Source organism: Corynebacterium sp. (assembly GCF_043426755.1).
Classification (GTDB): Bacteria; Actinomycetota; Actinomycetes; order Mycobacteriales; family Mycobacteriaceae; genus Corynebacterium.
The window spans coordinates 44,082-54,843 of record NZ_JBHWRP010000075.1 but is presented as its reverse complement, the minus strand read 5'-3'; the positions used below and the strand labels follow the sequence as shown (position 1 = coordinate 54,843).

Genomic DNA, 10,762 nt, shown 5'->3' with positions numbered 1-10,762 from the left:
ACCGACGCGGCGGCTGCGGTATCCCGATATTGCGCTGTGGTGCGGGACCGAAGCAACACGTGACTGGGCCCCGAAATATCACGCGCGCGCAGCGGTCCACGGGCACCTCCACATCCCGGTCGAGACCGTGGTGGACGGCGTTCCGCATATTGAGGTGTCACTGGGCTACCCGTTTGAGAAACACCCGCCCGGGGCAGCACGGCGGCCGTGGCCATTCCCGGTGCTGCGGGGGTGATGGCCGTTTATCGCGTCACTTTTGTCAGTGATGGCATCACTTACCTAAGTGATGACAGTGATCGATGTAGTGATGGAGTACTGAGCCACCTGGTACGCGCCCAACGCAAAGGCCCGACCTTCCCATTGCGGGAAGGCCGGGCGAATGGTTGGGGTGTTCGTCGTTAAGCGAGCTACTGCTTCGTGATGCCGTAGGAATCGCGCAGGGTCACCGTGCGCTCCTCGCCACCGTGCAGATCACCCTCCACGATGTAGAAATCGATGGTGAACGTCTCCGGGGTGACGGTGTACACCGCGAAGGTCTGCTTCTCAGACTGACGGTAATTGTCGTGCTTGTGCTCGAACTTGGGGGAGTCCTCGGGCTGCTCGGCAACGTCGAAGAGGCCGTTCCACAGGTCAGTGTCCTCGTCGGTCATCCAATCCAGCTTCGGGCGGACCTTCGCAACGTGGTCGGCACCCTTCTGGTAGATCGCATCGTAGGTCTTGGTACCGGACGTATTCGGGATGACATAGGTGACGCCCTCTGGGTTCACGTGGTGCTCCACGCCGTCGATGTCTGTCTTCTCGGTGTCCTCAACCTCGCCGTACGCGAAGTTATCTGGGGTGTACACCAAAGACTTGGTGCGGGTGAGGTTGTGGTCATGGCCCTGCAACACAACGTCTACGCCCAGCTCGTCGGCAAGCTGCACGAACTCCTCACGGGTCACCTGCACGTCCTCATCCTGAAGAGCGTGGTAGGACGCCGAGTACACGGGCTTGTGGTACGCCAGCACGATCCAGTTGGCGCCAGCCTCACGCGCAGCCTCGATGTCGGCCTTCGCCCACTCCATCTGCTCCTTACCGATCGCGCCCTCCTCCGGGTTGTCCTCAGACTCCTTGTTGTCATTCGTGTTCAGAACGACGAAGTGGGCTCCGGAGTAGTCGAAGGAGTAGTAGGAACCACCGTTGACCTGGTCGTTGGTCACCGGAACGTTGGTGTGCTCGTTGAACGCGGTCAGGTCCGTGCCCAGCTCTTCGCGCATGTAGTTCAGCACGTACTCATCGTGGTTGCCAGGGGTGTAAGCGTGTGGCAGGTTCATGTTGGACTCCTGGGACATGTCCAGGTTGTCCACCCACTCGTCTTCCACCTGGGCAATCTCCACGAAGTCACCCGTGTGCAGTGCGAAGTCTGCCTCCGGGGCAGTCTCCAGGGCCTTCTCAAGGGTGTTGGCGCCATAGGCGGCCTCGTTGTTCACGTTCGCGTTCCAGTAAGCGTTCTGGGTGTCGGTGTACTGGATGAACTGGAAGGAGCCATCATCAGCACCCGCAGTGCGGAAGGAACCGGTGTCCGTGAAGCCCTCGGACTCAGAACCCAGCTGGAAGTAGTACTGGGTGTCCGGCTCCAGGCCCGTTGCGGTGGCCTTGTTGGTGTGCTCGGTCACCTGCTGCAGGAACAGGTAGCCCAAGTTATTACCCTCGGCGGTCCACTGGGTGTTGTCACGGGTGATCTGCTCATCCGTGAAGTAGCCCAGGACCTCTTCGGGCTCATTGTTCTCATCGACCAGGAAGTTGCCGTCCTCATCGGTAGTGACGGACGCGTAAATGTAGTAGCCGTTCTCATCGCGCTCCGCGTAGTCCGAGGTGACCTCAGCGACGTCAGCCTCAAACTCCATCGGGTCGGACATGTCCTCACTGGTCGAGACACGCACCACGGAATCATCCAGCTTGTCGGTGGTGTACCAGTTGAAGGACATGGAGGTAGAGGGATCCTCCGGCAGGTTCATCGCAACACGGTTCGGCTCGTTGCTTTCCTTCACCGGGGCGGCCTCAGGCTTGTCATCCTGCAGCTCGATCAGGTCTAGGCCGTTCTTCTCGCCGTAGACAGGGTCAACTTCCGTGGCCTCGCTGGTTTCGCTTGTCGACGACTCCGCCGACGTTGCGGTGGTCCCTTCTGCAGGGGTTGCCTCATTGTTTCCGCCGTCATCTGTGCAGCCAGTCACCAGCATCGCAGAGGCGGTCACTGCGGCCAGCACCTTCAATGTCTTAGTCCATTTCGCCATGGGCTATTCATTCTCTCCTTCTAGGGGATCCTTATTTATTAGTGTTTCCCAAGGAAGTGGCCCGGCGGTGGCGTTCTGGTGAACCAGCGATGAACTCTGGCCGCCTGGGGCGCTGAGCAGGAGCTCAGCAGCGCCCTCCCGTCGTAAACTGCTGGAACTAAACTGTTGGAACAGGGGAGTTTCCGGGCCCCTCACCGCCAAAAACGCCCTAATCCAACAGTTCAGCTTCGACAGTTTGCCGAAAAGGGGAGAAAAGGGGACCGAAAAAGAGGCGAAAGGTGGGGCAGCGGCGCCACCAGAAACGAAAAACCCGGCCTCCCCACACAAGGAGGAGACCGGGTTCGCGGCCAGACGGGCGATCGTCGATAAGCGAAAGCTAGCTAAACAGAGCTGGATCCGCCGAGTGACTCCCGTGACTGGTCGATCGTGTCCGTCTTGTACGGGTAGGCGCCGTCGGAGCCGTATTCGTCGCGCACGGCGTCGATCTTGCCGGAGGCGAAACGGTCCATGATCATGGCGATCGCGCCATCGCCGGTCACGTTAGCGGCGGTGCCGAAGGAGTCGATGACGATATAGGCGGCGATCATCAGCGCGACCATGTTCTCGTCGAAGCCCATCATGGTGCTGAGCAGACCGACAGCGGTCATCACGGCACCACCTGGGACGCCCGGCGCGGCGATCATGGTCACGCCCAGCATCAGCAGGAAGCCGATCGCCTTGCCCACGGAGACGTCCATGCCGGTCATGTAGATGATGGCGAAGGCGTAGAGCACCAGCTTCATCATGGAACCAGAGAGGTGGATCGTCGCGCAGAGAGGGACGGTGAAGCCGGCAACGTTGCGGTCCACATCGTTTTTCAGTGTAGAGCGCAGGGTGACCGGGATACTGGCGGCAGAGGAGGAGGTGCCCAGCGCGGTGAAGTACGCGGGCATCATGTTCTTCAGCGCGGTGAACGGGTTCTTGCCTGCGACGGCGCCGGCCACGAGGTACTGGATCACCAGGTAGACCCAGGTCATGATCACGGCGAGCACCAGGACCTTGCCGAAGGCGGCCATGGTGGAGCCCAGGTTGTCGTTCATGCCTAGGTTGAGGAACATGCCGAAGATGAATAGTGGCAGCAGCGGGATCACGAAGGCCTCGATGACCTTCATGATCACGCGCTCTAGGTCGCGGGAGGCGCTGTAGAGGGTGTCGGACTTCACTGCGGTCATCGCCAGGCCCACGCAGAACGCGAGGACCAGGGCCGTCATCACTTCGAAAGGCGCTGGGATTTCAACGTCAAAATATGGCTGCAGTGAACCCTCGTCGACATCCTCCACGTTGGTGTTCAGCTCCTGGCCCGCCAGCAAGGTGGGGTAGAGGGCTAGGGAGAGGCCGTAGGCGATCAGCCCGGAGATGATCGTGGAGCCGTAGGCCACGCCGGTGGTGATGCCCAGCCACTTGCCGGCGCCGCGACCCAGGCCTGCGATGGCGGGTGTGATCAGGGCGAAGATCAGCACGGGGACGAAGAAGTTGAGGAAGTTACCGAACAACGTGTTGAAGGTAATAAAGACGCGCGCCAGCCACTCCGGGAAGAAGAGGCTGCACACGATACCAAGGATGATCGCTATGACGATCTTGAACAACAGAGAGTTCGCAATGGTTTTGAAGTTCATGGGCATACTTTCACGGGAAAATTGCGACGGATGGAAGCAATCAGAGCACACAGACGGTGTTCTTCATGCCCCAATTGTTCCCCATCGTGGGTTTATTCACTAAATCCATCGGCGTGAGAGCCAGCACAAAACCGCGGCAGGCACCCAGGTCCCACTCTTTTAAGAAAAGGTACGCCCGCCCGCTAGACTTTGGGCCATGACCGCTAACCTCATCGTCACCATTCTCTTCATCATCGTCGCAGTCGTGCTCATCGTGTTGGGCATGTTGGCGGCGACCGGCAGGTTGAAGGGCAATTCTTATATCGGTTTGCGTGTGCGGGAGGTCCGCCAGGAGGAAGCGGTGTGGACCCAGGCGCACAAAGTGACGGGCCCGTTTTCGATCCTCGCCGGCGTGGCCTTGCTGTTCGGCGCGGCTTTCGTGTGGATCGCTAGCGGCTGGCTGTGGTTGGCGCCCGTGGTGGCGGCGGTGCTTGCCATCATCTTCCTCTCCGTTGGCGGAAACATGGGTGCGCGCACCGCGGCACTGCTGGACCAGGCGCAGAAGGCAGAGCCTGAACCCGCGCCGCAGCCTGAGTCCCCGGCTGTGGACTTGGACGCTTTACGACGAGCGGCCGGGCAGTCCGACGAGCGCGAATAGTAGACGCGCATATAAAAGTTGCACAGCTCACTTCTTGGTTATATGGTTGCTTACGTGATCGAAACGAAACTGACTTCCGCACAGTGGTGGTGGCGCGCTTAATCGGCGAGCCCCTGATTTCGAGCATCAAGAATTAACGGCCCGCCGGCTAGGTTTCCTAGCGCAGCGGGTCTTTTTGTTTCCACCAAAGTACCCACAGCGCAGCGGGGGACCGGCCACAGCAAGCCGCCCGACGATTGTGAAAGAGTACTGATGGAAAATTTTCAGCCACGCGTGGTCAGACGCGACGTGCGCTACCACGCTGACGCTTCCAGTTTGTTTGCTCATATAGGTGGTACGGAGTCGACTGACTCGCTGCTGCTTGAGTCCGCGGACATTACGACGAAGTCCGGCCTGCAGTCCGTGGCCGTGTTGGACTCCAGTGTGCGGGTCACCTGCAACGGCACCAAGGTCACCGTGGAGCCACTGACAGACTCCGGCCACCTGATTGCCCAGCGCCTCCGCAGCCAGCTGGCGGACTACGCCACCGGGCCGAACACCTACGACTTCCCGGTCTCCACGGCAAGCGATGAGCGCGAGCGACTCACCGCCATAAGTTCCGTGGAGGTGCTGCGCAAGCTCACGAGCGATGCCGGTTACCAGGACCAAGAGTTGCCGATGCTGGCAGGCGGCATGGCTTTCGATTTCCTGGAGAGCTTCGAGCAGCTTCCCTCCGTCGAGGAGTCCGTGAACACGTACCCGGATTATCAGTTCATCCTGGCAGAGGTAGTGCTGACCATTGATCACCAGTCGCAAACCGCTCACCTTGCAGGGGTGCAGTTGGCGGGGGACCTCGTCGATAAGCGAATCGACCGGTACGCTGCGCAAATCGATGCTGCTGAGCCAGACTCAACTCACTCTTATGCTGCCGCCGAGAACCCAAATTCGACGCTGACCGTGACCACCGACATCCCGGACGCGCAGTTCCGCGAGCAGATCGAGGCGCTGAAGCAGAACATTTATAACGGCGATATTTATCAGGTGGTCCCGGCGCGCACGTTTACCGCGGAGTGCGTCGATGCGTTCGCCGCCTACCGCCAGCTGCGCGAGACCAACCCCAGCCCGTACATGTTTTATTCGCGCGGGATCGATCGCGCCGGCAAGCAGTATGAGCTGTTCGGGGCCAGCCCGGAATCGAATTTGAAGTTCGATCATTCCAACCGTCAGGTGCAGCTGTACCCGATCGCCGGCACGCGTCCGCGCGGGCTTAACGACGATGGCTCCATCAACAATGAGCTGGATATCCGCATGGAGCTCGAACTGCGCACCGATGCCAAGGAGATCTCCGAACACACCATGCTGGTGGACCTAGCGCGCAACGATATGGCGCGTGTGGCCGTGCCTGGTACACGCACGGTGGAGGATCTGCTGCAGGTGGACCGCTATTCGCGCGTGATGCACCTGGTCAGCCGCGTGACGGCCACCCTGGACCACGATCTGGACGCCCTCGACGCGTACCGTGCCTGCATGAACATGGGCACGCTGACCGGCGCCCCGAAGCTGCGGGCCACGGAGCTGCTGCGCCAGGTGGAGGGCCGTCGCCGTGGTTCTTATGGCGGTGCCATCGGGTACCTGCGTGGTAATGGCGATATGGATAACTGCATCATCATTCGGTCCGCATTCGTCAGTGGGGGAGTGGCGGCCGTGCAGGCGGGCGCCGGCGTGGTGCGCGATTCCAACCCGCAGAGCGAGGCCGATGAGACCTTGCACAAGGCTTATGCGGTACTCAACGCGATCGCGTTGGCCGCCGATGCACAGTTGGAGGTTGTGCGATGAGCAAGATTGTCCTTCTAGATAACCACGATTCCTTCGTCTACAACCTTGTCGACGCCCTGCACGGCTACGACTTCAAGGTCTTCCGCAACACGGTACCCATGCAGACAGTCCTAGACGCGGACCCCGCCTTGATCATCTTGTCGCCCGGGCCCGGCTACCCGGCCGACGCGGGCTGCATGATGTCGCTTCTCGACGAGGCCCTGCGCCGCCGCATCCCGGTTCTGGGGATCTGCCTGGGATTCCAGGCGCTGCTGGAACACTATGGCGGCAAGGTGGAACCCTGCGGGCCCGTCCACGGTAAGTCCGAGGTCATGGAGCTGACCAATAGTGGAGTGGCGCATCCAGTGTTTGAGGGTCTAGCTGCGGACGCTGTTGCGGAGCTGCCCGAACATGTGGGCCGGAAGGTGCCGGTGGCCCGCTACCACTCGCTGGGTTCGAAGGCGGTGGAGTGCCCGCAGGGTGTGGTCTCCTTGGCCACCACCAACACTGACATTGGGCCTGTGATCATGGCCGCTGAAACCGCCGATAAAATGGCGATTGGCCTGCAGTTTCACCCAGAGTCGATCCTGACACCAGCGGGGCCGACAATCCTTAATCGTTGCGTGCAAACGCTGCTTAGCAATTCCAGTTCATCCAAGGAAGGTAACTAACTCATGGCAAGTGACAAGTCCCAAGAAATTTTGAAGCGGTTCTTGGACAACAAGAACCCCACCCTCGACGAAGCGATCGAGGCATTCACCCCGTTGACGGTTGGCGATTACGACGATGTGCACATCGCCGCGCTCCTGGCCACCATCCGCACCCGTGGCGAAACCTTTGAAGATATCGCCGGTGCCTCCAAGGCCTTCCTGGCCGCTGGCCGCCCATTCCCCATCACCGGCGAGGGCCTGATGGATACCGCCGGAACCGGCGGCGACGGCGCAAACACCATCAACATCACCACCGCCGCCTCGCTCACCGCTGCTGCTGGTGGCGTGAAGATGGTCAAGTGCGGTAACCGTTCCGTCTCCTCGAAGTCCGGCTCCGCTGACGTGCTGGAAGCGCTGAACATTCCGCTGGACCTGGACCCCGAGCGTGCCGTGCGCCAGTTTGAGGCATCGAACTTCACGTTCCTCTTCGCCCCTGCTTATAACCCGGCGATCGCGCACGTGCAGCCGGTACGTAAGGCGCTGGGTGTGTCCACCCTGTTCAACACGATGGGCCCACTGCTGTCGCCTGCGCGCCCGGAGTACCAGATCATGGGCATCGCGAACCCGGCCCAGGGCCAGGTCATCGCCGAGACCATGCGCGAGCTCGGCCGCGGTCGCGCCCTCGTCGTCCACGGCGCGGGCACCGATGAGATCGCCGTTCACGGTGAGACCCAGGTCTGGGAGCTGACCCGAGACGGTGAGATCAAGAACTACACCGTCACTCCGGAGGACCTAAGCTTGGAGCGCCACACGCTGGAAGATCTGCGTGGCGGCGACGGCGAAGAGAACGCCCGCCTGATGCGCGCCACCTTCGCCGGCGAAGGCAAGAAGGCGCACCGCGACGCGACCGCCGCCACCGCGGGTGCCATGTTCTACCTCAACGGGGACGCGGACAGCATCAAGGATGGCGCGGCGAAGGCCATCGCCATGTTGGAAGATGACACTGTGAAGAATTGGTTGGCAAAGCACGAGGAGGCGAATTACGGTGGCTAAACTTCCTACCGTTCTTGAAGGCATCGTGGAGGGCCGTCGTGGCCACCTCGAAGAGATCCGGGCACGCATTGCTCACGTGGACGTCGATACGCTCCCGAAGTCCGAGCGTTCGCTCTACGATTCCCTGGCGCGCGGGGGACGCGGCGCCAATAACTTCATCATGGAGTGCAAGAGCTCCTCGCCCTCACTGGGTCTGATCCGCGAGCATTATGAGCCCGGCCAGATCGCGCGCATTTACTCCCGCTACGCGTCCGGCATTTCCGTGCTGTGCGAGCCGGACCGCTTCGGCGGCGACTATAACCACCTGGCGACGGTCGCTTCGGAGTCCCACCTGCCCGTGTTGTGCAAGGACTTCGTCATCGACAAGGTACAGGTGCACGCCGCGCGCTACTACGGCGCCGACGCGATCCTGCTCATGCTCAGCGTGCTTAACGACGAGGAATACACCGAGCTTGCCGACGAGGCGCACCGTTTCGGGCTGGACGTTCTCACCGAGGTCATCGACGAGGAGGAGGTGGAACGCGCCATCCGTTTGGGTGCGAAAATCTTCGGGATCAACCACCGCAACCTCCATGATCTTTCGATCGATCTGGACCGTTCTGCGCGGCTGGCGGCCTTGCTTCCCGACGATGCCGTGGTCGTTTCCGAGTCCGGCATCCGCGATACGGAAACCGTTCGCCAGCTCAGTGGGCACTCCAACGCGTACCTTGTGGGCTCGCAGCTGACCAGCCAGCCAGATATCGATCGCGCTGCACGCGAGCTCGTTTACGGCCCGAATAAGGTGTGCGGTCTGACTGACTGGTCCGCAGCCCAGGCGGCGAAGGCTTCAGGCGCTGTTTATGGCGGACTGATCTTTGAAGAGGCGAGTCCGCGCAATGTTTCACGTGAAACGGCCGAAGAGATCATCGCCCACGAGCCCGGCCTGGACTACGTGGCCGTGAGCCGCCGCTCCTCTGGCTTTGCCGAGCTCGCCCTCGATGGCGTGAAAGCGATCCAGCTTCACGCCCCGTATCAAGGCAGCATCGACGCCGAGAAGCAATTCGTTGAGGCAGCTCGCTCTGAGGTAGGGGAGCGGGTGGAGATCTGGCGCGCCGTCTCCATGACAGAGGCCGATGGCCCCGCAGTCGCGGAGGCGCTTGAGCCGATCGTCGATAAGCTCGTGCTCGATGCCAAGGATGGCGGGTCCGGCACGACCTTCGACTGGTCTACCGTGCCCGATGCCGTGAAACAGAAGGCGCTCCTAGCCGGTGGGCTGAACCTGGACAATATCGAAGAGGCGTTGCGCGTGGGCACCGCCGGCCTGGACCTGAACTCTGGGCTGGAGTACGGCAGCGATGCCGGAGTCTGGGCTGGGCGCAAGGATGCCGGTGCTATCCGACGAGCTTTCCAGACCATCCGCACCTTCTCTTACTAGACAGATCAAAAAAGGAAACTGTAATGACTGATAATTTCCGTGACGGCGGAGCGACGATCCTGCCGGCCTATTTTGGCGAATTCGGTGGCCAATTTGTGCCCGAGTCGCTCATGCCCGCCCTTGACCAACTGGAAAAGGCTTTTGTGGAGGCGTGGAATGATGAGAAGTTCATGGCGGACTACCGCTGCATTCTGCGCGATTACTTGGGGCGTCCCACCCCGCTAACCGAGTGCTTCAACCTTCCGCGCTCGACGAAGGACAAGGGCTCGAAGTCCAGCCACGCGCGAATCTTTTTAAAGCGCGAGGACCTCGTTCACGGCGGTGCCCACAAGACCAACCAGGTGATCGGCCAGGCGCTGCTTGCAAAGAAGATGGGCAAGACGCGGATCATCGCCGAGACCGGCGCCGGCCAGCACGGCACCGCGACCGCACTGGTATGTGCGCTACTAGATCTTGAGTGTGTGATTTACATGGGCGCGAAGGACATTCAGCGCCAGCAGCCGAACGTGTTCCGCATGGAACTGATGGGCGCGAAGGTCGTCGGTGTTGACTCCGGTTCCGGCACGCTGAAGGACGCGGTGAATGAGGCGCTGCGTGACTGGACCGCTAACTTCCACGACACGCACTACCTGCTGGGCACTGCTGCCGGCCCGCACCCGTTCCCGACGATCGTGCGTGACTTCCACCGCGTGATCGCCGAAGAGGCGAAGGAGCAAATGCTAGAACGTACCGGCGCGCTTCCTGATGTTGTCGTTGCGTCGGTGGGTGGCGGTTCCAACGCGATCGGCATCTTCTCTGACTTCATCGATGATGAGGGAGTGGAGCTCGTCGGCACGGAGCCCGGCGGCGAAGGCGTCGATTCCGGGAAGCACGGCGCCGCGATTGCCGAAGGCAATATCGGCATTCTGCACGGCACCCGCTCCTACCTGATGCGTAACGACGACGGCCAGGTCGAAGAGTCCTACTCCATCTCTGCTGGGCTGGACTACCCAGCGGTGGGCCCGCAGCACGCGCACCTTGCCCAGACCGGTCGCGCGAAGTACGTGCCGATCACCGACAAGGAGGCCCTGCTGGCCTTCCAGATGTTGTCTAGCTACGAGGGGATCATTCCGGCGTTGGAGTCATCTCACGCATTCGCTTACGCTCTGAGGCGCGCCGAAGACGCAGATGCTGCGGGCGAAGACATCACCATTTTGGTGTCCTTGTCCGGCCGGGGTGACAAGGATGTTGACCATGTCCGCCGCACCCTCGAGGCGAACCCCGACTACGTCCTGAAGGAGGACTAG

The 10,762-nt window shown here is 61.2% G+C and carries 8 protein-coding genes and 1 pseudogene; 7 read left to right on the top strand and 2 right to left on the bottom strand.

Annotation, left to right across the window (positions count from 1 at the left end):
* Positions 1 to 235, top strand: a pseudogene (locus ACHFGA_RS07535) (metallophosphoesterase); the annotation flags it as partial.
* Positions 236 to 407: 172 nt separating this feature from the next.
* Here ACHFGA_RS07535 and ACHFGA_RS07530 read toward each other — a convergent pair.
* Positions 408 to 2,273 carry a metallophosphoesterase gene (locus tag ACHFGA_RS07530; protein ID WP_394281785.1) on the bottom strand — a complete coding sequence of 622 codons (1,866 nt, stop codon included), beginning with the start codon at positions 2,271 to 2,273 and terminating at the stop codon, positions 408 to 410.
* A 380-nt stretch (positions 2,274 to 2,653) separates the two neighbouring features.
* Positions 2,654 to 3,928 (bottom strand): dicarboxylate/amino acid:cation symporter, encoded by a 1,275-nt coding sequence (locus ACHFGA_RS07525; RefSeq protein WP_394281784.1) that lies wholly within the window; start codon positions 3,926 to 3,928, stop codon positions 2,654 to 2,656.
* Between the two features lie 196 nt (positions 3,929 to 4,124).
* On the opposite strand from ACHFGA_RS07525, the gene ACHFGA_RS07520 reads away from it, so the two are divergent.
* From ACHFGA_RS07520 to trpB, 6 genes are all read left to right on the top strand, one after another.
* A complete protein-coding gene (locus ACHFGA_RS07520; protein WP_394281783.1) occupies positions 4,125 to 4,565 on the top strand; it encodes an SdpI family protein in 441 nt (146 codons plus the stop codon).
* 252 nt (positions 4,566 to 4,817) lie between these two features.
* A complete protein-coding gene (locus tag ACHFGA_RS07515; RefSeq protein WP_394281782.1) occupies positions 4,818 to 6,380 on the top strand; it encodes an anthranilate synthase component 1 in 1,563 nt (520 codons plus the stop codon).
* Positions 6,377 to 7,030, top strand: a complete 654-nt coding sequence (locus ACHFGA_RS07510) for a gamma-glutamyl-gamma-aminobutyrate hydrolase family protein (RefSeq protein WP_394281781.1) — start codon at positions 6,377 to 6,379, stop codon at positions 7,028 to 7,030. Before ACHFGA_RS07515 ends, ACHFGA_RS07510 begins: the two co-directional genes overlap by 4 nt.
* 3 nt (positions 7,031 to 7,033) lie before the next feature.
* Positions 7,034 to 8,062, top strand: a complete 1,029-nt coding sequence (trpD, locus tag ACHFGA_RS07505) for an anthranilate phosphoribosyltransferase (RefSeq protein ID WP_394281780.1) — start codon at positions 7,034 to 7,036, stop codon at positions 8,060 to 8,062.
* Positions 8,049 to 9,476, top strand: a complete 1,428-nt coding sequence (gene trpCF, locus ACHFGA_RS07500; RefSeq protein ID WP_394281792.1) for a bifunctional indole-3-glycerol-phosphate synthase TrpC/phosphoribosylanthranilate isomerase TrpF — start codon at positions 8,049 to 8,051, stop codon at positions 9,474 to 9,476. The genes trpD and trpCF overlap by 14 nt, the downstream gene beginning before the upstream one ends.
* Before the next feature lie 23 nt (positions 9,477 to 9,499).
* Positions 9,500 to 10,762 carry a tryptophan synthase subunit beta gene (gene trpB, locus ACHFGA_RS07495; RefSeq protein ID WP_394281779.1) on the top strand — a complete coding sequence of 421 codons (1,263 nt, stop codon included), beginning with the start codon at positions 9,500 to 9,502 and terminating at the stop codon, positions 10,760 to 10,762.

Excerpts from the sequence above, each read along its gene's own strand:
- ACHFGA_RS07525 (WP_394281784.1), bottom strand. The coding sequence starts at position 3,928 with ATGAACTTCAAAACCATTGCGAACTCTCTGTTGTTCAAGATCGTCATA.
- trpD (WP_394281780.1), top strand. The coding sequence starts at position 7,034 with ATGGCAAGTGACAAGTCCCAAGAAATTTTGAAGCGGTTCTTGGACAAC.
- ACHFGA_RS07515 (WP_394281782.1), top strand. The coding sequence starts at position 4,818 with ATGGAAAATTTTCAGCCACGCGTGGTCAGACGCGACGTGCGCTACCAC.
- trpB (WP_394281779.1), top strand. The coding sequence starts at position 9,500 with ATGACTGATAATTTCCGTGACGGCGGAGCGACGATCCTGCCGGCCTAT.
- ACHFGA_RS07530 (WP_394281785.1), bottom strand. The coding sequence starts at position 2,273 with ATGGCGAAATGGACTAAGACATTGAAGGTGCTGGCCGCAGTGACCGCC.
- ACHFGA_RS07510 (WP_394281781.1), top strand. The coding sequence starts at position 6,377 with ATGAGCAAGATTGTCCTTCTAGATAACCACGATTCCTTCGTCTACAAC.
- ACHFGA_RS07520 (WP_394281783.1), top strand. The coding sequence starts at position 4,125 with ATGACCGCTAACCTCATCGTCACCATTCTCTTCATCATCGTCGCAGTC.